Origin of the sequence: Sphingobium sp. (genome assembly GCF_003248505.1) — a bacterium.
GTDB lineage: Bacteria > Pseudomonadota > Alphaproteobacteria > Sphingomonadales > Sphingomonadaceae > Sphingobium.
This window is the reverse complement of sequence record NZ_QFOA01000001.1, coordinates 57,866-80,968: the sequence shown is the minus strand read 5'-3', so window position 1 is coordinate 80,968 and position 23,103 is coordinate 57,866. Positions and strand designations below refer to the sequence as shown.

Below are 23,103 nucleotides of genomic sequence, written 5' to 3'. Positions count from 1 at the left end.
CGAGCACGGTCGGTCCTGCCGCGATCAGGCCGGTCGCGGATCGGCCTTTTCGATCGCGCTCGCCAGCGCCGCCCATATGTCCTTGGGCTTATAGTCGTCGTCGCGCAACGTGGGCCGCAGCGGCTGTCCATCGGATCGCGCGCGGTCGGGCGATTGCCGCAGCCAGCTGTAGCGGTCGACATTGCCCCAGGTCAGGACGCCCAGACATTCGGGATAACTCAGCATCACGCCGAGCAAACGGCTCGCCAGCCCCGCTGCCGCTTCGTCCCGCCGCCCGGCGTTGCCGATGATCCCACCATCGTCCACATCGAGTTCGGTAATCATCAGCTTCAGCCCCATGCCGGTCAGATGATCGCAAAAAGCTCGCCAGCGCGTTTCGGAAAAGCCGTAGGCAGTGCGCAGATGGCCTTCGAACCCGAAGCATTGGATACGCGCGCCCCTGCTCATCAGACGATCCATCAGGCGGACGGTCGAATCGAGTTGCGCCTGCTGATACCAATGATCCTGTGCGATAAGATCGTGGTTCAGTACGCGCAACGTATCGGGATCGGCATCCGCCGCCGCCTCGAACGCCAGGTCAATATAGCGTTCCCCCAGCTTCGGGCCGAACAGCCGGTCGAGCAGCACGTCCTTCGCTCCAATGGGTTCGTTCACCACATCCCACTGCACCAGCCGACCGCGCCAATAAGTGGCAACCGCGTGGATATAGGTTTGAAGATAATCGCCTGCCTTGCCCGCGCTCATCGCGCCGATGTGATCGGCGGCCCAGGCCGGCTGGCTGTTCCACCACGATAAAGCATGGCCACGCATCGCCATATTGTTGGCGCGTGCGAAAGCATAGACTTTCTCCGCGCCGCTGAAATCGAGCGGCCCGCCCGGGGTCGCTTGCACCACGCCCCATTTGAGTTCGTTTTCCGGAACCAGGATGTTGCAGTCGCGCCGCAGCGTTTCGACCAGCTTTTCATCCGTCGCAATCGCTTTCGCGGTCACTGCCGTGCCGCACAGCAGCCCCTTGCGATCCGCCTTGCCGCGAAGATCGCCGCTCAGGTCGACAGGCTTGAAGGCGGAAAGCTCCGCTTCTTCCCCCAGGACGAGAGACGTGACGCCGGTCAGCGCCACCGCAGCGGCGGCGAGCGACAGAAAATCCCTCCGCTCCACCGTTTGGTTCATGCTGTGCGGCCCCTAGCTATGCCTTTCGCACTAGCAAAATGCGGAACCGTTCGAAAGGGCCGTCGATAAAATGCGCGAAACGTGGACGCGCCTTTCGGCATGATCGACAGGGCGGAAGAATTTGCGTGGCTTTTTCCCCCGGCACGCCATAACAGACGGGCCGTTCTTTGGCGCAGTGCAACAAAAGCCCGCGCTTTTATGGGAGCGATGTTCCGCATGTTGTTCAGGCAGACGCTTCTTTTTCTTCCAGCACAGCTGCTGCCCGCGCTCTGCCAATTTGTGCAGCTGATCGTCTGGTCCCATCTCGCGCCTGCCAGCGTGATCGGGGTGGTGACGTTGTTCACGTCCATCCAGGAATTCCTGAACATCGCCTTCATGGGGTTCTGGAACCAATATACCCAGCGCTATATGCTCAAGCATGGCGAAACGCCCGAAGGGCAGGTGCGCATGCGCCATGCATCCACCCTGGTGGTGATCTTGTCGGTCGCTTTCCAAATCGTCATCGCGCTGCTTTGCTTTGCGCTCATGATCGACCGGGCGATGTCGTTCGCCATGGCAGCGGCGCTGGCAGGCCTGGTGGGATGCCGGGCGCTCAACCTGTTCCAGGCGGAGCGCGCACGTGCTCGGGGCGACGTGCTGGGCTATTCGGTCGCGGTGATGAGCGGGCCGGTCATCGGCTTTCTCATCGGCCTTGCGCTGCTCTATCGGTTCGGCGGCAGCGCGTTGCTCATCTTCAGCGGTTTTGCCGTGGCCCAGCTGGCGGGTGTGCTGTTCAGCCTGACGCGGGACCGCAGCTGGATCGGCTTCGGGCGCCCCGACACGGCGCTTATCCGCCATGCGCTGGGTTATGGGATGCCGATCATCGTCAGTTCCGTGCTCGCCTGGGTCAGCCAGAATGCGTCGCGGTTCGCCGTCAGCTATGCCTTTGGCTTGAGCGCGGTGGGCGTTTATTCGCTGGGCATGGGCCTTGGCTATCGCGCGTCGCTCGTGTCCGCGATGATGGTGAACGCGGCGGCCTTTCCCATCGCGGTGCGGATGGCAAACGCCGGCGACCTGCCCGGTGCTCGGCGGCAGCTTGCGACCAACGGAGCGTTGCTCTTCGCCGTGCTGGCCGCATCGGTGGCAGGGCTGGCCCTGGTGTCGGGCGATGTCGTAAGGCTCTTCGTGTCCAGCCGAATGGACGGGCCGGTGCAACCGGTCATGCTCTGGTCGCTGCTGGCAGGCGGATGCATCTGCCTGCGACAATATTTCCTCAACCAGTTCTTCCTGCTGGAAGGCAATACGCGCCCAATTGCCATCATCTCGATCGCCGAGGCGGTCGTCGCCGTGCTGTTGGCGGCCATTGCCGTGCCTTTGGGCGGCCCGGTCGGCGGAGCCATCGCACTGGCGGCGACATCGGCCATCGGCATGATCGCAACTTATATTTGGGCAGGGTCGGCCGGGCGGCAGGTCGCTGGCCAGGCATGGGCGCGGATCGCACTGGCGACCGCTGCAATGGCGGGCGCGGTGCTGATGACGCCGCCGGCCGGCGATGCCGCGCATCTGGGCATAAGGATCGCGGCGGGAGGGCTTGCCTTCTGCGCCGCACTTGCCCTTCTCTTTGCAAAAGACGTGATGCCCCGGCTGAAGCGCCTGCGCCGCTCCTGAGCTATTTCAGAGTGCCGCCGTCCGTTCCCAGTACATAGCGTCCCGGCGCCACCGCCGGTGGGGCCGGGGATGAAGCGACCGGGGCCGCCCCGACCCGCACAGCGCCGCCTTGCGCGGGGGTGGCGAGCGAACCGTTAGGCATCAGCACGCCGCGCTCTTGCGGCAGCGGCACTGCAGCGGTTGCATTCCCCGCTTCCGGCAATTGCGCCACATCGCTCGCCATCGCCATCAAAAGCGCCCGGGCACGTACGCGCGCGCCGCTTAGGGCGCTCCATTCGGCTGCCTGATACACCCCGTTGAACGCAGCCTTGGACCCAAGGCCACCGGGCATCCGGTAGAAAAGATGGTGACCGATCACCAGTGACTTCACCAATGTCGGTGCCCAATAGGGAAACACATAATCGGCATGATAGTGGGTCGCGAGCCCTACGGGCGCGTAGACGAGGCCCGAAAGCGCGGCGACCGCGACCTCGCGCGCCTGCCGCCATAGCGAAGGCACAGGCGCACGCCCCAACGCACCGTCGCACACGAAGGTGAACTGGCAACTCCGCCCCCGTTCAACCCCCTGGTAGACGACGCCGCAAATCGTCTTGGGATAGGCGGGGTGCCTGACCCGGTTGAGGATGACTTGCGCCACCGCGCGCTGTCCGTCGATCGGCTCCTTCGCAGCCTCGTAATAGATTGCTTCGGTCAGACAATCGACGCCAGCGGTATGGTTGAGTCGATCCGCCAGCGAGAGCATGAGCGGCGACGCAGGCGGATTTTTCGCGGTGGAGACAGGAAGCCTGGCATTCAACCGGGCGGCGGCGTCACTCGACACCGGCTGCAATTGCTCGGGGTTCGTCGTCGTCCAGTCGCTGACGGTGCGCTGCAAGGCAGCACGCCCTTGGGGTGTCTTGATGTTGAAGGTCGCAAGGTCGAACCGATCTTCCACCTGCGGCGGGCGGTCATCCAGCGCGAATGACAAAAGCGTCGCCAAGGCACCGGCGCAGATCAGGAACGCCACCGCCAGCACCACAATCGCCTTCCACCGGCGACGACGCCCGCCCAACGGAGCGTCGATCTTGACGACATCGACTTTCATACCGATTTTGGCATACAGATCTGATCCCTAGCGGTCTCCGCGACCTGGCTTCCGGCCTCAGCCCGGCTTGCAGGGGTAGCGAGTTTTAAGCGCCACCACCACGACCGAGGCAGCCTGACCCTGTCCATTCTTGGGATAGGCATTGAGATAGGCGAGAAAATCCTTGCGCAGGTCGCCCTGCGAAACATTGGCGTCAGGACAGAATTCCTTCTGCCCCAACCATCTTTCATAGGCCTGCATCGTATCGTTCACGCCGGTGATGAAGGCAAAGCAGTAGCTCGTGCCCGCCGTCGATCCGTCGGTGCAGCGTGCGCCCAGTTGGGTCGCGGTCAGGTAGCCGATGCCCCGGTCGGGAGGAACGGGTGTGTTGGGTGGCTTGACCGCGGGAACCGGCACGACCGGCGGGGGGACGGCTGCCGCCATCGACGGGCCGTGCGCGCACAGCACCGCCGCAAGCGGAGCGAAACGCGTCCGGCGCCACATCAGGCGATACCCGCCTTCCCGCCCGTGACCGACGCACCGGGGGGCATCAGATCGAAGACGCCATCGTCCGCATCGGCACCGCCCAGATCGCTTTCACGGATCGAGATGACTTCCCGCAGTTCGTCTTCCAGATACAGCACCGACAGGACGCCCGACATATAGGCACCGGTGTCGATACCGATCCGATTGGGGCGCATTTCCAGTTCCGCCGACACGCTGTGCCCGTGCACGATGACGGCACCATGATCGCGGGTGCTGCCCAGAAACTCCTCGCGAATCCACAAAAGGTCGTCGCGCGCCTGTTTCTTGATCGGCACGCCCGGGCGGACACCGGCGTGGCAGAAGAGATAATCGCCCGATTGCGCCGTCAGCGGCAACGCACGCAGCCAGTCGATGATCTCCTGCGGCAGGCGCTGCCGCAATTCCGCCACGACCCGGGCGGTGTCATGGCTGTCGACGGGAGGCTGGATGCCAAGGCTGCGCAACGTGTCCATGCCGCCCGACTTCAGCCAGGCACGCATGACGCCCGGCTCCCCGTCGATGACGCGGATCATCATCTCTTCGTGGTTCCCGCGCAGCACGATCATCTGCTGCGTGCGCGCCTGCACCTTGTGCACGAGGTGCAGCACCTTTGCGGAGTCGGGGCCGCGGTCGATCAGGTCGCCCAGCAGAACGACATAGATTTGGCGCGGCTTGGGACGCTGCGCATGATGGGCCTCGATCCGGTCCAGCGCCACGCGAAACAGGTCGAAGCGACCGTGAATATCCCCGATGCAATAGACGCGGTCGCCTTTCCCCGTGCGGGGCGTAGCAGCGGCCGCGCCACGATTGAACAATCCAAGGACCACCTGAAACCTCATTTGCAGCGCACATAAACGCCCTCCGCGATTCGCGGGGCGGCTTCTGTCTAGCGGACGCGAATGAACCCAGCATTTCCCTGGCATGGCCGCCTTAACCTGAAAGATATCGCACGAATCGCTCGATGGTCACAATGCTGCATTTGCTCAAAAGACGCATGCGCCTGCAAAAGATGGTGTATGGCCCGCCGGTCATCACCCAAACGGGTGATTTCAGTTGCCATAATCTTCCGGCGCAGCGATATTCCACCCGAGATATTGTGAATTGGAGAATCTTAATGCGTCTGCCCGCCCTGGTAGCGGCCTTTCTGTTGGGACTCTCTGCGTGCGCGAGCACGCCGACCGGATTGGTGGAAGCGGGTGAACGCTATCAGCCCGCCAATGACGGTATCGAGCAATATCGCCTGGCCGCAGGCGACAAGGTTAAGCTGACCATCTTCAACGAACCGACGCTGTCCGGCGAATTCGCCGTGTCGACCGACGGCAACCTGTCCCTGCCGCTGGTGGGAGAGGTGCCCGCCAACGGCAAGACGGTGACGGAAGTGGCCGGCATCGTCCAGAACGCGCTGGGCAACGGCTATCTTCGCGATCCCAAGGTCAGTCTCGAAGTGTCGGCCTATCGCCCATTCTTCGTGCTGGGCGAGGTGAAGATGCCGGGGCAATTCCCCTACGCCAACAGCATGACCGCCCTTAACGCGATCGCTCTGGCCCAGGGCTTTTCTCCGCGAGCGCAGCGCTCGACGGTCTACATCCGCCGCGCGGGCAGCGAAACGGAACAGGCTTACAGGCTGACGCCCGATCTTCGCGTCATGCCGGGAGATACCATTCGCATCGGGGAACGTTACTTCTAATCGGCGCGGGCGCGGTGGGGCGCCTTCGGCCGGTCAACATGGCTAGGTACAGTGAACCACAAAGGCATCCGCATCCTTCTGCTCGCCGGCGCTGCGCTGGCGGCGGCAGCCACCACTCCGGGCTTCGCCTGGCGTCCCTTCTTCGCGCAGCAGGGCGGTGATGGCGGCGGCCCCGGAACGGCTGCGTCCGACACTGCCGTGGCCGCACGGCTTGCCGCAGCGATCAATACGGAACTCGCGCAGCAACCGGGCACTGCATCGCCTGAAGATCTGGAGGCCATCATCGTCTTCGTCGTCAACCAGGGCGACTATTCCGATCCGGTGATCGATGCCGCGCTTAACCAGGTCGCATCGGGCGCTGACCAGCGTCTGGCGACCGCCGTCGAGAATGCGCGAGCGGCCCTCCTTAAGAAGAGGCGGCGCGGCACCGGCGCGACGATCGGTCCGGCTATCGGAGGTTTCGGCAGCTTCACCTCACCGGGCGTTGCGCCGGGTGGGGGTTCAAATTACCAGCAGTGACCGGACGGCGGCATTTGCCAATTCATTCCGCACTGCATGATTCCGTCGGGCGTCAAAGGCCACAGAAGCCGGCGCCAAAAAGGGGCATCGAACATGAGGGTTAAGGTTTACAGGCTGATCGCCGCTGCGCTGACCACAGCGACCTGGCCGGTCGCCGCCTGGGCGCAGGAGTCGGTGCTCGTCGACACGGCGATCCCAGACAGCTTCAATCGTGATCGCAACGTATCGGTCACGGAACGCGCCCGGCCCGATTTCGACCCGCTCGGTATCATACGAGGCGCCTTCACGTTCCTGCCGCAGGTGCAGGCGGGTGTCGGGGTGTCGGACAACGTCTTCCTGACCCGCGATTCCAAGCGCAGCGACGGATACGGCTATTTCGCGCCGGCCATCACCATGACCAGCGACCTTCCGCGCGATGAAATCCGCGCATCGGCGCGGGCCGTACTGGGCCGATGGTTCAAATATGACAACCGCAATCAGAACACGTTCGATCTGCGCCTGCTGGGCCGCAAGGACATCGGCGATGCCTATTCGGTCACGGGCGAAGCGCAATATGCGCGCATCTACGAACAGCCAAACAGCGGTGCGGTCGATCCGTCTACGGCGGTGCTCTCCGCCTTCAACCGCAGCTATTTCGCGGTTCGGGGGCGCTATGCCTTCGGTCGGGTGCAGGCGACGGTGGGCGTCGATCGCACAGCTTTCACCTTCGACGATCTGACACTGGCGAACGGCACGCCGATCAACCAGGATTCGCGCGACCAGGTGCAACAGCGCCTGACCGCCGAACTGCAATATGCGCTGTCCCCCAGCCTGTCGATCTACGGTCAGGTCGGTGGATCGAAGATCGAATATAGTACGATGCTCTTCAATGTGGAGAATCGCGATTCGAAGGGCTTGCGCATCGTCGGCGGCTTTAATTTCGATCTCGCGGGACTGATGCGCGGCAAACTGGGCGCTGGCTATATCGAACGCGATTACGATTCGCCCCTCTATAAGGACGCACATGGCGTTTCCGTCGAAGGTCAGGTGGAATTTTTCCCGACCGAACTGACGACTGTCGGCGTTGCGGTGGCGCGGACGTTGCGCGATACCAATCTTGCCTTCAACACAGGTGCTTTTTTCGACAACAGCGTAACGGCGCGTGTCGATCACGAACTCCTCGTCAACCTGCTGCTGGGCGCTTCGGGCGAATATCGCCATCAAGTGTATCTGGGCACGCCCACTCGCGCGGACTATTATCGTGCGAGCGGCACCGCCACCTATTTCGCCAACCGTTCCATTGTGCTGCGGGGCGAAGCCGGGTGGCAGCGGCGGACGATCAACGACAATGCGACCAACCGCTTCAGTGAATTTCGCGGCGAACTCAGCATCACTTTCCGACGCTGATCTCCTTCACTCCAGTAGAACGGACCCGTTCAGGCATGCAAGTTTCGCACGACGCCAAAGTCGAGGATGGACAGCTTTCCGATATCGTAACCCGGATTCGCGATGTCATTCGCCGCCGGTGGCTGACGCTCGCCTTGGTGGTGGGCGGCGTGTTCGCGATCGGGGTGGTTTTCATCATGCTGATGACGCCCAAATATACGTCGACCACGCATGTGCGGATCGACCCCAGCCGCACGCCGGTAATGGGTGCCGACAGCCCGAGCCAAGCACTTTCGCCCGAGGCGATCGAAACCGAAGTAGCGATGATCACCTCCAACGAGGTGGCGACTGAGGTCGTCAAGAAACTGAACCTCGTCAACGATCCCGAATTCGCCCCCGAAGCCAAGGCGGGCGCCGTGCTGAGCCCGGCGGACAAGGTGGCGATCGTGGTTGGCAACGTGCTCGACGGCGTGAATGTCAGCCGCAACAAGCTCAGCTACATCCTTGGCATTTCCTATACGTCGCCAGATCGCGCCAAATCCGCAAAGATCGCCAATGCGTTCGCCACCGCCTACATCAGTACGAAGGTCGGCACCGGCGCGAACACGGCGTCCAAGAAGGCCGAATTTCTGAAGGCACAGCTCGACCAGCTCGGTGCCGATATCCGCGGCAAGGAAGCACAGCTCGCCTCCTATCAGGCGCAGACCGGTATCGTCACCGGCACGAACTCTTACGGTGGCAACACCGGGACCGTGGTGGATCAGCAGCTCGGCCCGCTTTCGGGCGAACTCGCGCAGGCCCAATCGGCCTCCGCCCAGACATCCGCCGCGCTTGCGGCTGCGCAGGCGCAGGTCGCCCGCAGCGGCATCGACTCCGTGGGCGAAGTGCTCGCTTCGCCTGTGGTCGGCAATCTGCGGACGGCCCGCGCCGCCGCATTGCGCGACCTTGGCAACGTGCTGTCCCGCTATGGCGACAAGCATCCCGACACCATCGCCGCCCGCGCTAACCTTGCCGATATCGACCAGCAGATCAGTGCCGAATCTTCGCGCATCATGAATTCGCTACGGTCCAACGACGCCGCCGCCAAGGCGCGCGTCGCGCAGTTGCAGTCGTCGATCAACGGCCTCGCCGGAGCGCAGGCGGACAATGCCCGCAAATCCGTCCTTGCCAAGAGCCTCGACGCCGAAGTCACCACCGAGCGTGCGCAGTTCGACAAACTGTCGCAGAACCTGATGGAAATGCAGCAAGCCGCGAACAATTCGATCGCGCAGGTGGAGATCGTAGACACCGCCGCGCCGCCGCTGCGCCCGACATCGCCCAACAAGCCGCTGCTCATGGCGCTGGCGCTGCTCGTCGCGCTTTCGGCAGGCACGGCGACGGTGACCGTGCAGGAGATGCTGGTGCAGGGTCTGCGGTCTGTCAGCGAGGTCGAGGAACTGCTCGGCGTCAAGGTGCTCGCTGCAATCCCGCGCGAAAAGCACGCCGCCCCAGCCGACATTCTGCTCGAAAAGCCCACGTCGCTTTTCGCCGAAGCATTCCGAATCGCGCGTGCATCCCTGCTGGGCGTGCGGTCCGACCAAAGCCCCAAGGTGATCGCGATCACGTCGGCATTGCCGGCGGAAGGCAAGACCACTTCGGCGGTCGCCTTTGCCCGGACGCTGGCGCTCAACGGTCAGAAGACGCTGCTCATCGACTGCGACGTGCGTCGTGCGAACGTGCGCCAGATCGTGCGCAATGCGCCCGATATCCCGGGCCTCGTCGAGGTGCTGCACGGCGAAGCGCCGGTACTGAGCGCGATCAGCGGCGGCGATACCGAACATCTTGACCATTTGCTGGTGCGAACGCCTTATTTCAGTTCGGAAAATCTGTTCGGCGACGGCAAGATGCTGGATGTGCTCAAGAGCCTGCGTGGACGTTATGAAGCCATCGTGCTCGATCTTCCGCCGCTCATGGGCCTTGCCGACGGTCGTTTCCTTGCGGCGATGGCCGACGCGGTCGCGATGGTCGTGCGTTGGGACGAAACCCCGGCGCAGGCCGCCGCTTCGGCGGTCAACAGCCTGCGGACGGACGGATCCAATATCGCCGGCGTCATCTTCACGCTGGTCGATGCCGGTTCCGAAGCGGTCGGAGGTTATTATTACTCCAAGAAATACACCGGCTACTATCAGGCTCCCTGAACCGGTGGCTTCTGCCATCCCGTCGCGCCCCATCAAGGCGGTCGCGGCGGGCGTCCCCCTGGCCTGCGTCGCGGCGGCCTCTTTTCTGGCGCTCTATCAGGCATGGGGCGAAGGCCGTGCCATCGCCGCTCTGGCCGTGCAGGACAGGATGCTGGCGCAGGGCCTCCCCCTCCTTCCCCAGCACGCGCCCTCCCTCCCACCGCAATCCGCGCGGGCCATCCTTGCCGATATCCTGCTGCGGGCGCGCGCGGCGCAGCTCATGCGCGACGACGACCCGCGCCGCGTCCTGCTGCTTGGTCAGGCGCAGGGGCAGTTGGATCGGATCGAGGGGGCCCGTCCCTATTGGGGCGAATATTGGGCGGTTCGCGCTTTCGTCATGGCGATGCTGAAAGGCGACCGGTCGCCCAACACCGTCGGTGCGTTCAACCGCAGCTATCGCGAAACGCCTTATATCTATCAATCGGCAGACTGGCGGGTCGACTATGCACTGCGCAACTGGGGCAGCCTGTCGCCAGACATTCGCCCGCACGCCATCCGGGAAATGGTGTGGCTGGCACGGCGGGAGTTCACCGACCGCGACCGCCTGATTCCCCAAATCCGTGAGACGGATGCCTACCGCCTCTTCATGATCGAATGGTTAGCCGTCCGCAGCCGTGATGCGGATTTCTCTCCGGTCGAGGGCCTGCCCCCACAATAATCCCGCCAGGAACAGGAACAGCGTTAGCGGCGCGGGCATGTCGAGCGTCAGGTCGATCATGCCGCATCCCAGCAGCAATCCCAGCAGCGCGAGGATCAGCCCGGTGTCCCGCGTCCAGCGCCGTCGCATGATCTGCGCGATCTGCCATCCGCCCAATGCGAAGCCTGCAATCGTCAGCAGCGTATAAGGCAGCCCCCCCTGCAAGAGCAGCTGCAACACCACGTTATGTGGCGAGTTAACCGCCCAATTTGCCTGGGCGTAGCGTGGCGTCGTCAGGAAATGGGCGTTGAGGGCGGGGAAGGAGCCGAGCCCATATCCCAGCCATGGTTGCCGCCAGGCGACATCCCATAAATGCGCCCAACTGTCGAAGCGGTCATCCCATCCCGCTTCGAGTTGCGCGTAACGTTGCAGGACCACGGTCGAAAAAAGGAAGGCGAGCGCGACCTGTACCAGCACCGCGCTGCTCGCCAGCACAAACCGCCAGCGCGTCATCCGCCTTCGTCGCACCCAATGGACGAGATAGGCGAACAGCACCCCCGCAAGCATTACCAATGTGAAGCGCGATCCGGTGATCAGCACGATCCCGGTGGCCAGGGTGAAGAATAGCAGATGGATCGGAAACTGGCGCAGGCGCGGGCTCATCCAGGCGGGCGTGCGCTGCCGCCCCGTCATGCGGACGAAGGCGATCAAGGCGCAGCAGGCGGCGACCGCCGCGCTGACATTGGCGTTGGCCCCGAAGCCTGCGAAGCGGCCTTTGACCGAAAGCTGCCAGTAATCGGTATAATTTTCGAGGCCCGACTGACGCGCAGCCAGCGCGAGTGCGAACAAGGCCATGTGAATGAGCAGCAACCAGTCGAGGATCGCGCGCAACCGCCGCCGCTCCCGCGCCATCATCGCGCCGGTCATCAGCGCGCAGAAGGCGGCGGACAGGGACAAGAGCTTGCCCATCAGATAGTCCGGCACGCCGTCCGACACATGCAGGGTGGCGAACAACGCCCAAAGGAGGGCAGCGGCAAAACACGCCAGCGGCCCTGCGGCGCGGCGCCAGAAATCCCCCGACACGGGCGCCCGCATTAGCGCAACATAGAAAAGCAGGCCGTTGATGAGCGCGGCACAGGCCTGTCCCGCCAATCCATCGAAAGCCCGAAACGCCATTCCCGCGCTGATGCCCGCCGTCGCCAGCCATACCGGTAGAGGCACCGCCGAGATCGGATGATGATGCGCCGGATCGGCCAGCACCCGGCGAAGACCCGTCGAAATATCCCCGGCTACGGGTACGCGGAGTGATGCGGCGGCGGCATCATGCCCGCGTGCCCGAACACGGGAACGACGCTGCCGCAGCGAACGTGCGTCCTTCCCCTCGCCCTCTCCCACCCTCATGTCCTGCTTTGCACCATCGGACGAGCCTAGCATGGCCGCGCAAAAGAATAAGGGTAAAGTCCTGCTGCAACGCAAAATTTAAGCTGCTATACGCACCCCGGCGACCGCGCGGGGCGGTCCGGGTCGATGGGTGAAACCGCGTGTTGGGAAAATTGCTGCCGATCGCGCGCACATCCCGACGCCATGTTTTGGCTCTGGTGGGTCCCGTCGCCACCGCCGGATCGCAACTGCTGCTTTCCATCCTGCTGATGCATATAATGGACGTGCGGGATTTCGGGCGGCTTTCCTTTCTCCTGTTGCTGACGCAATTGAGCTGGGGCGTGTGGAGCGCGCTGTTCTGCGCCCCGCTATCCTCCCTGCTGAAGCAAGGGACATCCCAATCCCGCATCGTCGCGCAGCATCGCCTGTTCAGCGCCAATCTGATCGGCGCGGCGATGGCGGCAGCGGTCTTTGCCGTAATCGGTCGGGTGCTCGGCTTCGCCATGCCGACCGCAATCCTCTTTGCCCTTTATGCCGGGGCTGCGCTGCTTCGATGGTATGGGCGGGCGCAAGCCTATGTCGAGGGGCGACAACTGGCCGTCACCCGATCAGACACAGCCTATGCGCTGGTCGTGCTCCTGTGCCCGTTGACGGTGCGCCTTCACCCGGCACAACCGATGCTGACCGTCAGCTTCATGCTGCTGGTGGCCGTCCTCTTCGCCATGGCGGCGCTGCAACCCCGTTCGCTGGGTCGCCAGCTTCGCGGCTTTTCGCTCCGCGCCGCTCGCGATTATCGGGTTATCTGGCGCAGCCATGGCCAATGGGCGCTGCTCGGCGTCATCACCACCGAAGCCACCGCCAACGCCCACGCCTATCTTATCACCTTGCTGCGCGGGCCGAGCGCCTTTGCCCCGATCGCGGCGAGTATGATCCTCATCCGGCCGCTGACGATCGGCACCAACGCGCTGTCCGAATTCGAAAGGCCGCGCCTTGCCGGCATCATTGCCGATGGCGACATAGCGCAGGCGCGGCGGTCCTTGTCCTTTTTCCGCCTGCTGCTGTCTGCCGTCTGGCTTGCGACCCTGCTGCTGGCGGCAGGCGTGATGCTGATGCGGCCGCGGCTGTTGTTCCCCGCCCACTACGCGCTGGACGAACTGGCCGTGGCGGGTGGCCTGTGGATGATCGTCGGCATTGCGCGCATGGTGCGAACCCCCGACAGCATCCTGTTGCAGGCGGCAGGCTCCTTCCGCCCGCTGGCGATGGCGAGTGTCGCATCGGCGGCGGTTTCGATCCTTGGCGTCGCATTGCTCGTCGCGGTGGCGGGGCCGCTCTGGTCCATCGTCGGTATCATCGCGGGGGAAGCGGTGTTCGCGGCAATGACATGGGCGCAGGGAAAACGCTGGCTGCACGGATCGAGTCGCGCCGAGGATCATCCGCCTGAAAGGGAGCGTGTCGCATGACCATGACGCCGTCACCCGATCCCACCGTCAGCGTGGTGATCCCGACCTTCGGGCGGCCCGACCTGTTACTCCGCGCGATCCGCAGCGTTCAGGCGCAGACCTATCGCGATTTTGAGCTGATCGTCGTCGTCGACGGCGACGATCCGGCTACCATGGCGGCGCTGGCGGGCGTGCAGGACCCGCGCCTGCGCACCATCGTGCCGCAGGAGAAATGCGGAGCGGGCGGCGCGCGCAACCTGGGCGCGGCGCAGGCGCGGGGGCGCTGGGTCGCATTCCTCGACGACGATGACGAATGGCTGCCCGAAAAGTTGGAGAAGGTGCTGGCCGCCGCCCCGCACGACCGTTGCATCCTGACCAGCCTTATCCGAGTGGTCGCCCGGCATGGCGAGCGCGTCAATCCGACCACGCCCTATGACGATCGCCAACCGATCGACGAATGGATGTTCGACCGCCACAGCTGGCTGCGCGGCAGCGAAGCAATGATCCAGACTTCCGCGCTTGTCTTTCCCCGCGCGCTGTTCGACGAAATGCAATTCGTCGAACCGCACGAGGAATGGCAACTCTGTTTTCGTGCGGTCAAGCATCTCGGCTATCGGTATGTGACGGTGAAAGAGCCGCTGGTCGTCTATTATGTGCCGGTCGCCATCGCATCGCTCAGCAACAGTTATCGGCTGACCCGGACATTGGGATGGCTCGACGCGAATCGTGAATTGCTGACGCCACGCGCCTATAGCGGCTTCGCGCTTACCGTCGCGAGCCAGGTAAGGCCGGAGGGAAGCCGCAACCGTGCGATGATGCGCCTGCTGCGCGCCGCCTTCGCTTATGGCGCACCGACAGCAAAGCAGCTCTTCGCCTTCGCCTTCATCTGGGCGGTGCCTCAGGAACGACGCGTCCGACTGCGCTCACTGTTCGGGCGCAACAGCTATGCGGGCGCGGATCAGTCGGAATAGATGATGGTCGTGCCGATCATGTCGAGCCGCACGTCATAGGGCGCGTAGGGGCGCAGAGCGTCGATGACCGCATCTCGCGTGCCGTTGGGACAGTAAAAGAGCAGGAAGCCCGATCCCCCCGCACCCAGCAGCTTGCCCCCGGTCGCGCCTGCCGCAAGGGCACGCGCATAGGCGTCGTCGATATGCGGCGCGCTGATCCCCGCGCTGATCCGCCTTTTGCGTTGCCATCCTTCGTCCAGATAGGGGCCGAGGCAATCGATGTCGTGGATCAGGTCGCCGCGCAGCGCCGCTGCCTGCGCCGCCATCGCCTTCAGATCGTCGATGACGCTTCCGCCGCTGTCGATCGCGCCGGCCTGCGTCTGGAGAATCGCGCTCGCCGAGCGTTGGCCGCCCAGATACAGCATCACCAGATTGTCCTCCAGCGTCCGGCGCTGTGCATGGGTCAGCGGCACCGCTTCGTAGGTTACCGAATCGTCAGGATGGAATTCGATGAAGTTCAATCCGCCGATGGCGCAGCCATATTGATCCTGCTTTCCGATCGGTTCGCCCAGGCGATCGATCTCAACATCGCACGCCTGCGCGGCAAGATCGGCCCGCCCCACATAGCGACCGAGATAGGCGTTACACAGGTTCAGCAACCCGACGGTGAACGCACTGGAAGAACCAAGGCCGGTGCCCGACGGAACATCGGCGCTGGAGTTGAAATCGACGCCCTCGATACCGTGCGTGGAAAAGACTTCGCGGATGATCCGGTGCTGGATGGCGTCGCGCGATTCGGGCGTTTCGAGTTGAGAATATTTCAGGATGAAGCCGTCACCGTGGAAATAGGCGTGCATCGAAAGATACACATAGCGCGCAATCGACATGCTGAGCACCGCGCCGCCATATTTGCGATAGAAATTGGGCAGATCGGTGCCGCCGCCGCAGAAACTGACGCGCAGCGGAGTGCGGGAAATGATCATGCCATGACCTCCATCAGATAACCGACCGCGCTCGCCAGGTCGGGCGCGACATGGTCGGGCTTCACGTCGGGATACCGTGCCGCGTCGTTGCCGCCATGCCCGGTTTCGACGAGGATTGCGCGTGCGCCTGCGGCGTGGGCAGCCGCGATGTCGGCATGGCGGTCGCCCACCAGCCAGGACGCGGAAAGGTCCAGCCGGTGCCGCGCCGCCGCCTCGACCAACATGCCCGGACGCGGTTTGCGACATTCGCACTCGATCTTGAGTTCGGACACCTCCCCCGGCCACCCCGCTTCGGGATGGTGCGGGCAAAGGAAAAGGTCGTCGAGATACGCCTTGCCTGCCGCAAGTTGCGTATCGAGCGCCGCGTGGACGGCGCGCAAGCCTTCGAACGTCACCATGCCCTTGGCGACGTCGGGCTGGTTTGTGACGCAGATCGCGGGGATACCCGCCAGGTTGATCCGCCGTACCGCATCGGCCACGCCGGGCAACAGCGCCAGATCGGCGGCTTTGTGGATGCCGTTGCGCTCGATGTTGAGCACGCCGTCCCGGTCCAAGAAGATGGCGGGCTTGGGATGCCGCAGGCTGAGGCGCGCGACCCGCCCTGATGCGATGTCTGCCTCGCCCCGCGCCAGACGGTCGGGCGTGCCCATATCCTTTACATATTCAAGGCTGCGATAGGCATGAAGCCGCTTGCCCGCCCGCAGCATGGCCGGAAACACGTCATGCGCCCAATCCGACGCCCGGTCGGCAAGCACATGGTCGATGGCCTCGGGCGACAGGACATACAGCGCCGCGCTCACCAGGTTGGGCAGCAGCACGCCGTCGGGATGCGGCTTGGCCATCAGGCGCAGCACCCGCCCCCCCTCATCCACGTCCAGCACGTCGCTGTCATAGGGGTGGTCGTTGGGGTGCGCGAAGATCGTCCCGACTGCGCCGGAGCGGCGATGCAGATCGGCCATGTGCGCCAGATCCACGTCGATCAGCGTATCGCCATACAGCACGACGAAGGGTTCGTTCAGCAAATGCCGCGCCGCCCGCAGCGCGCCTGCCGTACCGAGCGGTTCGGGCTCCCGGAAATGGGTGATGGCCACACCCATGGCAGTGCCGTCGCCGAAATGATCCTCGATCACATGGGCCATGTGGCCGGTCAGGAACAGGAAATCTGCAAACCCGTGATCGCGCGCCGCTTCCACCTGCCGCTGCAACAAGGGCTTGCCCGCCACCGGCACCATGGGCTTGGGACGGTCGGTCAATCCCAGGCGCGTTCCCTTGCCGCCTGCAAGGATGACGATCTTCATGCGTCGGAGGCCTGACGCACCTGCCCGATCGCCCAGCGCGCCGCAGCGCGAACGGCCTGCGCGGAGGTCATTCGCGGAGTCCAGCCCAGCGCGCGAATACGCGACACGTCATACTCGACACTCGGCACGTCACCCACCCAGCCGCGATCCCCGCCGGTATAGTCGATCCGGGCCTCCAGTGGCCATTCCTCGACCGTGATCTCCGCCATCTCGCGCACGCTGCACCGCGTGTCGCCACCGACGTTGAACAGATTCACCGGCGCCGCGCCCTTGTCCCAGGCGACGAGGATCGCGTCGACCAGATCGTCGACATGGATATAGGGTTTGATCTGCTCGCCATTGCCAAGCACTTCCAGCCGGTCGGGCGTGCGCGCCAGCTTGCGTGCCCAGTCGTAGATCGCGCCATGGGTCGAACGATCCCCCACCACATTGGGGAAGCGCGTAATCCAGGCCTGAAGCCCATAATTTGCGACGTAGGAGGATATGAACGCCTCCGACGCGAGTTTTGCCGCGCCATAGTGCGAGATCGGCAGCAACGGCCCGCGATCCTCGCGGAGCACGCCCTGTGCCTCGCCGTAGACCGCCGATGTCGACGCGAAGACGATCTGCCGCGTCCCGTGCCGCCGCATCGCATCGAGCACCGCATAGGTCGTATCGAGTGTGGCGACGAAATCGACCCCCGGATCGGCATGGCTGCGCGCGATATCGCTATTGGCGGCGAGGTGGACCACCGCATCGAAGCGCCCCTGTTCGAACAGCGCGTCGAGCGCGGCTCGATCCGTCACGTCCATTTCCCTGAACATAAAGCTGTTGCTGCCCGACAGCGCCGACAGATTGTCGCGCAGGCCCAGCACCAGATTGTCGGCGGCAGTGACCTGATGTCCGCGCTCGACCAGCCGCTCGCACATATGACAGCCGATGAAGCCGGCACCGCCGGTGACGAGAATGTTCAGCATGGACGCGTATGACCCCTATTCGCCAGCGCAACAAAATAGCGCCCGCTCTCCAACTGCATAGCCCTTCCCGCCATCATGCGCGCGCCTAATTGCCCGATTTCGGTACAAGTTCAGGCGACAGCCTTCGCCAGCCGCTCGCCGCGCCGGGTGAAGAGAGCCAGCAACGGCTTTTCGACCAGATGATAACAGATAATCCCGCCCATGATCGCGGCCCCGACATCGAGTAGCGCGTATATGACCATGGCACCGGGGAAATCGCCCGGGCCCGCCCGGAACCACAGGAAACGGAACGCCGCCATCGTGATGAGCTGTGTGAGGTAGATCGAATAGGATGCGTCGCCCAATATGCGCGGTACGGTCCAGTCGCCGACCCACCCGCGTCCTTCGAGCGAGATCGCGCCCGCCACGATACCCATGCTCGCGATGCCGAAACGCAGTAGCCAGATCGCATCGGGCAACGGATCGGTCAGCAGCACGACAAATCCGCCGAATAGGCAAAGGAGCGCGGCCCATGTGGGAAGGAGCCGCGCCGCGCCCCGGCGGTACGCGACTGCGCCCAGCCCGAGCCCCGCCGCGAACTCCAGCAGGACAGGAGACGTGTAGAAGCTGGCCATCGTCAGCGCCGGGGGCCTGAACTCCAGCCCCGCCATGACCAGCAGCGCCAGCACCGTCACGATCCCGACCAGCCGCACCGCCGGACGCGTCACGAGGAAAAGGCCGAAGAGCAGATAGAAGAACATCTCATAATTCAACGTCCATCCGGGAAACAGGAGCGGCTCCATCGCCGCCTTGCCCGGATTGCGCATCGGCACGAACAGATAGGACGCAATCACATGCGGCGCACGAAATACCGCTGTGTTGAACGCGCTCGGCATGACCAGAAGCAGCGCCGCCATGACACTGGTCAGCAGCCAATAGAGCGGAACGATGCGGATCAGCCGCTTGCGATAGAATGCGCCCGGCGTCACCGTGCGACCCACGGTCGATGTCCACATCACAAAGCCGCTGATGACGAAAAAGATGTCGACGCCCGCCGACAGGCCGATCGGCCATTGTCCCCCATAGCCCATCTGCTCCAGCGGCGGGGCGAGGTGGAAGATCACGACCAGGATCGCAGCGATCCCGCGCAGATACTGAATGCTGTTATAGGTCGTCACGGCTTCGCGAGCCGCTTTATCGCTGCCGGTCGCGACCGGCAGCGATATATTGTGCGATGACGTGCATCACCGCCTGATGAGCGTCCTCCACGATACCGTAATTGGCAACGTCGACATGGATCGAAATGTCGGCCTCTTCCCGCAGGCGACCGCCGGTGAAGCCCGACAGGCCGACCGAAATTACCCCCGCCGTCTTCGCCGCAGCGACAGCTGCCAGGATGTTCGGGCTGTTGCCGGAAGACGATATCGCGATCAGCACATCGCCCGCCTTGGCGAAAAATTCGATCTGCTTCGCAAAGGCCGTTTCGAATCCGAAATCGTTGGCCAGTGCCGTATAGAGCGGGACGTTGGCGCTCAACGACATGGATTCGATCGCCGGATGACCGATGGCGTGGGTGCCTTTCGTCCAGTCGCAGCAGAGATGGTCGGCGATGGCCGCCGATCCGCCGTTGCCGATGGCGAAGATACGATTGCCGGATGCCGAAGCCCGCTCGATCGCGTGCCGCGCCCGGTCGACCGCGTCCACGTCAATCGCAGTCATCGCCGCATGCAGTCCGTCGGCATATGCCCCGAAATAGGTGGCAAGCGAATGAGTGTCGAAAATGTCGTTGCGAAACCGGGGGTCCATCTTGTCCGCCATGATCTGTCCTTCACCCACGTCGCCATGCCAAAGGACGCAACGTCCCGGCGCTTTTGCCTTATTGGGCAAAAGCGCCGGTCGCGCCACGGAAAAACGGCGCTGCCAAGCCGCCGCCGCACATCGTGGTCCGATTGACCCTGCGCAGGCGAAACGCTAGCCCGCTTGCCGGCCAGCCCGGCCCTGGAGGCATCCGACCATGGCACGCTCTGGCATCTTCGTTTTCCTGAGCGGACGGCTCCTTTCCCTTGTGCTGCTGATGGCGTTCCAGCTTGTCGTCGTGCGGCTGCTGGCGCCGGTCGAATATGGCCGCTTTGCCATCGTCTTTGCCTTTGCGGTGCTGATGCAGACGGTGTTGTCCTTCGGTGTGCCGCGCCTCATCCCGAAATATGTGGGGCAGGCGGGATGGACGCTGCGCCCTGCGACCGTCGGTCGACTGATCGCCGCGATCCTGGCCTTTCGCCTGCTGGCGAGCATGCTGACGATGACGGCGGCGCTCGCCATCGGCGCGGCATGGGGATGGATCGGGCCGGGCGATCTGGGGATGCCCTATGTGGCGGGCGCCATGGCCTATATCCTCGTCAGCGTGGCGCAGGTGGACACGGACGCGATGGCGCTGGCGCTGGGCCTGCAACAGGCGTCGCGATCGGCGCTGGTAGGGGAAGCGCTGGTTCGCCTTGCGCTCATATCGGCAGCGGCTGCGGCAGGGTGGATATCGACTGCATCCACGCTGTTATGGATCGGCACGGCCACCGCGCTCGCGGCGGTATGCCTGCTGTTGCTGCGGATCCGGGGCGCGCTACGGACGATGCCCCCGCAACCGGAACAGGCTCGCCCGCTCGACCGTGAGGAATTCCGCGCCATCGCCGCGAGCGGTTATGCCAGCGCGCTCGCCTGGTTCGCCTCCAGCCCGGCGACGATCCGCCTGGTGGCAAGCCGCACGCTGTCGGTCGCCGCCTTTGCTGGCTTTTCCTTCATTCAGACGCTTGCCGTCAGCTTCCAGCGCTATACGCCGGGCATGCTCGTCTTTCCGTTCGTCGAACCCGCCGTCATGCGACATTTCAGTCGCACCGGCGACCAGTCGCGGCTGGAGGCGACGCTGGCCCTCGTCATCAAGATCGACCTTATCGTCATCGGTGCCGCAATCGTCGGCACGGCGATAGCAGGCGAATCGATTGTCGGGCTGATGACCGGGGGGCGTTATGTCGCCGCCGCCTATGGCCTTCCCTGGCTGCTCGCCTATCTGATCACCACATCGACCTATCGCGCGTTCGAGATCGTGGCCGTGGCGCTCAATGCGACCGCGGTGCTGGGCAAGACACTGGTCCTCTCCCTGCTATGGATCGGCGCCGCGATTTTGCTGACGCCGCGCTACGGCTTGATCGCGCTGTTGGCATGTCCTGTGGGCGATTCGGTCAGCCGGCTGGCGGTCATGCATTGGGCGCTCGGTCGGGTGGGTATCCGCCGTACCGTAGATCTGCCCGTGACGGCGTCTATCGCGTTGCTCATGCTGCTGCTGGCCGGCGGTGGTGCGGTGCTGATACGAGCGGTCGGGATCGGCGCGCCGGGCGCTTTGGCACTTGGAAGTGCGGGCGGCACCGTCTTCCTGCTACTGATCGCGCTGGGTCGCCCGTTGCGAATGGGCGAAGTCGCGCCGATGCTTCCTGCCCTGCCGGGCTTCGCCTCCCGCCTGCTCCGCCTGATAGTCCGCGACTGACCCCGACCGTTTAACCCTGCGTCGCGCGCGCGCGCATTTCGGCGAACGGATTGTGGCCGCCCGACGCAGCCGCTCTTTCCCGATGCCGGGGCAGGGAAATCAGTGCCGCCATCGCGAACAGGCCCAGTCCCCCCATCGCCGTCAGCGGGCGGCTGCTCGATTCGGTAAGCCCCGACACCAGCCATCCGATCGTGATGCTGACCAGCATCAACGCCGCCTGCCTTTCGCCCCCGCCCATGAGGTAGAGCCGCCGCGCAGCATACCAGGCAAAGGGAAGGATGAGCAGGAACAGCGCCAGACCTATCAGCCCCGTGCCCAGCGCCAGGTCGAGATAGGCGCTATGCGGATCGAACACGCCTGCCTGGTGCATCAGGCTGTAGGAGAAGCTGCCGTAGGAAATCGACACGAAACCATAGCCCTGCAACGGCCGGGTCAGGATCGAATCGATGGCGATCTGCCAGATTTCGGTGCGACCGGTAAAGGTCATGTCGCGCCCCAAAGCTGTCAGGATCGCGGTCGTGCCCCAATAGAGCGCGACCACGGCAGGAGCCAGCACGAGCAGCGCCTTCACCCTCTGCTTGGGATCTGCAATGACCAATATCCAGACGAGCGCGCCGGTGATGAGGATGATCGGCACCGCGCTGGCGGAAGTCGACTTGACGACCAGCACGAGCAAAAGCGCGATCAGCCCCCATTTGAGCGGCGGCCACGGGATCGTCGTGCGATCCGCCCAGAAGATCGCCACCGCGAAAAATCCCGCGACATGGCCCAGGAAATTCTTGTGCTGATAAACCCCGCGCCATGCCCCGGCATGCACGAACTGCGTCGCGTCGGTAAGCTGGTGGATGGCATAGGCGGGATCGGCCACCACATAGCCAAGGCAGGTGACCGCCACCAGCGCCCCACCGCCCACAACCGCCCGCGCGGCGGAGGTTCCCTCCAGCCGGACGGCAAAGAAATAGGCCCCCGCCCACAACACCGCCAGCGTCGTTACGCTACGCGCGGTGACGCCGAAATCGTCGGACCAGAGCGCCGAAAGCGCCGCCCACACCAGGAAGGGCATCAACGGCAGCAACTGTCGCGCGTTGGCTTTGAGCTGACGCAACCGGCGCGCGACATAGACGGCACCGATCAGCGCCACGATCCCGCGCACGGCATAGACCAGCAGCATGGATTGGGTTTCCTGCTGCATCGTCGCGACATTGATCAATGCGGGCAGGTTGGGGTTCTGCCGCGTCAGGACGAACAGGAACGGTGTCGTGGTCAGATAGACGCACAGCGAAAATAGCAGGAGTTCGATCGGCCCGGCCTGCTGCCGCCAACCATATGGAGCGTCTTGCGCGTCCCGGTGCCGTTTCATCATACCCCTTTCGCGCAAGCGCGCGCCGTTTGGCGGCGAGGTTAAACACGATTGGCGGGCCACGCGCCAGATCGAAAAACGGTCACGCCTCAACTTCCCCCACGGGGCCTCTTGCAATAGCTTGTCGAAAAGACCGCCTGAGCCGCCTCCCGGGAATCGTTTCGGTAGCGAATACGTTCAGCGCATCGTCCGGAAACAGGAGTCGCCGCAATCGCATGGCAACCGCCGAATTGCGCGGTGAAAGAATTTTAAGTCGACGATGCCATAGTTCGTCCGTCGCCGCCGACGGGCGGTTCCCTCGTGGCAGGCAGGGGCGCGGGGAGTAGGATGGATAGCCGGGGAAAAGCGAATATGCCGACCATGCGTCAACCATTCCGTTTCGTGACTGGCTCCAACC

General features: G+C 64.0%; 20 protein-coding genes. 9 read left to right on the top strand and 11 right to left on the bottom strand.

The genetic code is table 11. The features are described 5' to 3' along the window. Nucleotides 1-24 precede the first annotated feature (24 nt). Nucleotides 25-1,170: an endo-1,4-beta-xylanase gene (locus DI606_RS00340; RefSeq protein ID WP_293978869.1), complete on the bottom strand. Its 1,146-nt coding sequence runs from the start codon at nt 1,168-1,170 to the stop codon at nt 25-27. 207 nt (nt 1,171-1,377) lie between these two features. On the opposite strand from DI606_RS00340, the gene DI606_RS00335 reads away from it, so the two are divergent. Then, nucleotides 1,378-2,817, top strand: a complete 1,440-nt coding sequence (locus DI606_RS00335; protein ID WP_293978866.1) for a lipopolysaccharide biosynthesis protein — start codon at nt 1,378-1,380, stop codon at nt 2,815-2,817. Nucleotide 2,818: 1 nt separating this feature from the next. Here DI606_RS00335 and DI606_RS00330 read toward each other — a convergent pair whose 3' ends face one another. The 3 genes from DI606_RS00330 to DI606_RS00320 are packed head-to-tail and all read right to left on the bottom strand — an operon-like array spanning nt 2,819 to nt 5,232. Then, complete coding sequence (locus DI606_RS00330; protein WP_293978863.1) at nt 2,819-3,901, bottom strand: cell wall hydrolase; 1,083 nt, start codon at nt 3,899-3,901, stop codon at nt 2,819-2,821. A 57-nt stretch (nt 3,902-3,958) separates the two neighbouring features. Then, complete coding sequence (locus tag DI606_RS00325) at nt 3,959-4,384, bottom strand: Rap1a/Tai family immunity protein (protein ID WP_293978860.1); 426 nt, start codon at nt 4,382-4,384, stop codon at nt 3,959-3,961. Continuing rightward, nucleotides 4,384-5,232 carry a metallophosphoesterase family protein gene (locus tag DI606_RS00320; protein WP_293978858.1) on the bottom strand — a complete coding sequence of 283 codons (849 nt, stop codon included), beginning with the start codon at nt 5,230-5,232 and terminating at the stop codon, nt 4,384-4,386. The genes DI606_RS00325 and DI606_RS00320 overlap by 1 nt, the downstream gene beginning before the upstream one ends. 287 nt (nt 5,233-5,519) lie before the next feature. On the opposite strand from DI606_RS00320, the gene DI606_RS00315 reads away from it, so the two are divergent. From DI606_RS00315 to DI606_RS00295, 5 genes are all read left to right on the top strand, one after another. Further along, the gene (locus tag DI606_RS00315; protein WP_293978856.1) at nt 5,520-6,092 is read left to right on the top strand and encodes a polysaccharide biosynthesis/export family protein; all 573 of its coding nucleotides are present in this window, start codon (nt 5,520-5,522) and stop codon (nt 6,090-6,092) included. A 51-nt stretch (nt 6,093-6,143) separates the two neighbouring features. Then, nucleotides 6,144-6,611 carry a hypothetical protein gene (locus DI606_RS00310; protein ID WP_293978853.1) on the top strand — a complete coding sequence of 156 codons (468 nt, stop codon included), beginning with the start codon at nt 6,144-6,146 and terminating at the stop codon, nt 6,609-6,611. 93 nt (nt 6,612-6,704) lie between these two features. Then, on the top strand, nt 6,705-7,997 hold the full coding sequence (locus tag DI606_RS00305; protein ID WP_293978850.1) for an outer membrane beta-barrel protein: 1,293 nt from the start codon (nt 6,705-6,707) through the stop codon (nt 7,995-7,997). 35 nt (nt 7,998-8,032) lie between these two features. Then, a complete protein-coding gene (locus tag DI606_RS00300; protein ID WP_293978848.1) occupies nt 8,033-10,153 on the top strand; it encodes a GNVR domain-containing protein in 2,121 nt (706 codons plus the stop codon). Nucleotides 10,154-10,157: 4 nt separating this feature from the next. After that, entirely contained in the window at nt 10,158-10,850 is a 693-nt protein-coding gene (locus tag DI606_RS00295) for a hypothetical protein (protein WP_293978846.1), read from the top strand. On the opposite strand, the gene DI606_RS00290 is transcribed toward DI606_RS00295, so the two are convergent. After that, nucleotides 10,791-12,230 carry an O-antigen ligase gene (locus DI606_RS00290; protein WP_293978844.1) on the bottom strand — a complete coding sequence of 480 codons (1,440 nt, stop codon included), beginning with the start codon at nt 12,228-12,230 and terminating at the stop codon, nt 10,791-10,793. The genes DI606_RS00295 and DI606_RS00290 overlap by 60 nt on opposite strands. Nucleotides 12,231-12,370: 140 nt before the next feature. Here DI606_RS00290 and DI606_RS00285 point away from each other — a divergent pair, with 140 nt between their 5' ends. After that, nucleotides 12,371-13,669, top strand: coding sequence for a hypothetical protein (locus DI606_RS00285; protein WP_293978842.1), 1,299 nt, complete (start codon nt 12,371-12,373; stop codon nt 13,667-13,669). Continuing rightward, nucleotides 13,666-14,619, top strand: coding sequence for a glycosyltransferase family 2 protein (locus DI606_RS00280; protein ID WP_293978839.1), 954 nt, complete (start codon nt 13,666-13,668; stop codon nt 14,617-14,619). Before DI606_RS00285 ends, DI606_RS00280 begins: the two co-directional genes overlap by 4 nt. Here the strand turns inward: DI606_RS00280 and DI606_RS00275 are convergent. The 5 genes from DI606_RS00275 to DI606_RS00255 form a co-directional block, all read right to left on the bottom strand. Further along, a complete protein-coding gene (locus tag DI606_RS00275) occupies nt 14,607-15,581 on the bottom strand; it encodes a hypothetical protein (protein WP_293978837.1) in 975 nt (324 codons plus the stop codon). The genes DI606_RS00280 and DI606_RS00275 overlap by 13 nt on opposite strands. Further along, nucleotides 15,578-16,879, bottom strand: a complete 1,302-nt coding sequence (locus DI606_RS00270; RefSeq protein ID WP_293978835.1) for an HAD-IIIA family hydrolase — start codon at nt 16,877-16,879, stop codon at nt 15,578-15,580. The genes DI606_RS00275 and DI606_RS00270 overlap by 4 nt, the downstream gene beginning before the upstream one ends. Beyond that, nucleotides 16,876-17,835, bottom strand: coding sequence for an SDR family NAD(P)-dependent oxidoreductase (locus DI606_RS00265; RefSeq protein WP_293978832.1), 960 nt, complete (start codon nt 17,833-17,835; stop codon nt 16,876-16,878). Before DI606_RS00265 ends, DI606_RS00270 begins: the two co-directional genes overlap by 4 nt. A 110-nt stretch (nt 17,836-17,945) precedes the next feature. Then, entirely contained in the window at nt 17,946-18,992 is a 1,047-nt protein-coding gene (locus DI606_RS00260; protein ID WP_293978830.1) for an acyltransferase, read from the bottom strand. Between the two features lie 16 nt (nt 18,993-19,008). Beyond that, nucleotides 19,009-19,632, bottom strand: a complete 624-nt coding sequence (locus DI606_RS00255; RefSeq protein ID WP_293978827.1) for an SIS domain-containing protein — start codon at nt 19,630-19,632, stop codon at nt 19,009-19,011. Between the two features lie 196 nt (nt 19,633-19,828). Here DI606_RS00255 and DI606_RS00250 point away from each other — a divergent pair, with 196 nt between their 5' ends. Further along, nucleotides 19,829-21,346: a hypothetical protein gene (locus DI606_RS00250; RefSeq protein WP_293978825.1), complete on the top strand. Its 1,518-nt coding sequence runs from the start codon at nt 19,829-19,831 to the stop codon at nt 21,344-21,346. A 10-nt stretch (nt 21,347-21,356) separates the two neighbouring features. Here DI606_RS00250 and DI606_RS00245 read toward each other — a convergent pair whose 3' ends face one another. After that, nucleotides 21,357-22,706, bottom strand: a complete 1,350-nt coding sequence (locus DI606_RS00245; protein ID WP_293978822.1) for an O-antigen ligase — start codon at nt 22,704-22,706, stop codon at nt 21,357-21,359. Nucleotides 22,707-23,103: the final 397 nt, after the last annotated feature.

Coding starts and splice junctions, on each gene's coding strand:
- DI606_RS00305 (WP_293978850.1), top strand. CDS start 6,705: ATGAGGGTTAAGGTTTACAGGCTGATCGCCGCTGCGCTGACCACAGCG.
- DI606_RS00315 (WP_293978856.1), top strand. CDS start 5,520: ATGCGTCTGCCCGCCCTGGTAGCGGCCTTTCTGTTGGGACTCTCTGCG.
- DI606_RS00290 (WP_293978844.1), bottom strand. CDS start 12,230: ATGAGGGTGGGAGAGGGCGAGGGGAAGGACGCACGTTCGCTGCGGCAG.
- DI606_RS00335 (WP_293978866.1), top strand. CDS start 1,378: ATGTTCCGCATGTTGTTCAGGCAGACGCTTCTTTTTCTTCCAGCACAG.
- DI606_RS00255 (WP_293978827.1), bottom strand. CDS start 19,632: ATGGCGGACAAGATGGACCCCCGGTTTCGCAACGACATTTTCGACACT.
- DI606_RS00245 (WP_293978822.1), bottom strand. CDS start 22,706: ATGAAACGGCACCGGGACGCGCAAGACGCTCCATATGGTTGGCGGCAG.
- DI606_RS00300 (WP_293978848.1), top strand. CDS start 8,033: ATGCAAGTTTCGCACGACGCCAAAGTCGAGGATGGACAGCTTTCCGAT.
- DI606_RS00325 (WP_293978860.1), bottom strand. CDS start 4,384: ATGTGGCGCCGGACGCGTTTCGCTCCGCTTGCGGCGGTGCTGTGCGCG.
- DI606_RS00275 (WP_293978837.1), bottom strand. CDS start 15,581: ATGATCATTTCCCGCACTCCGCTGCGCGTCAGTTTCTGCGGCGGCGGC.
- DI606_RS00265 (WP_293978832.1), bottom strand. CDS start 17,835: ATGCTGAACATTCTCGTCACCGGCGGTGCCGGCTTCATCGGCTGTCAT.
- DI606_RS00340 (WP_293978869.1), bottom strand. CDS start 1,170: ATGAACCAAACGGTGGAGCGGAGGGATTTTCTGTCGCTCGCCGCCGCT.
- DI606_RS00250 (WP_293978825.1), top strand. CDS start 19,829: ATGGCACGCTCTGGCATCTTCGTTTTCCTGAGCGGACGGCTCCTTTCC.
- DI606_RS00270 (WP_293978835.1), bottom strand. CDS start 16,879: ATGAAGATCGTCATCCTTGCAGGCGGCAAGGGAACGCGCCTGGGATTG.
- DI606_RS00330 (WP_293978863.1), bottom strand. CDS start 3,901: ATGAAAGTCGATGTCGTCAAGATCGACGCTCCGTTGGGCGGGCGTCGT.
- DI606_RS00280 (WP_293978839.1), top strand. CDS start 13,666: ATGACCATGACGCCGTCACCCGATCCCACCGTCAGCGTGGTGATCCCG.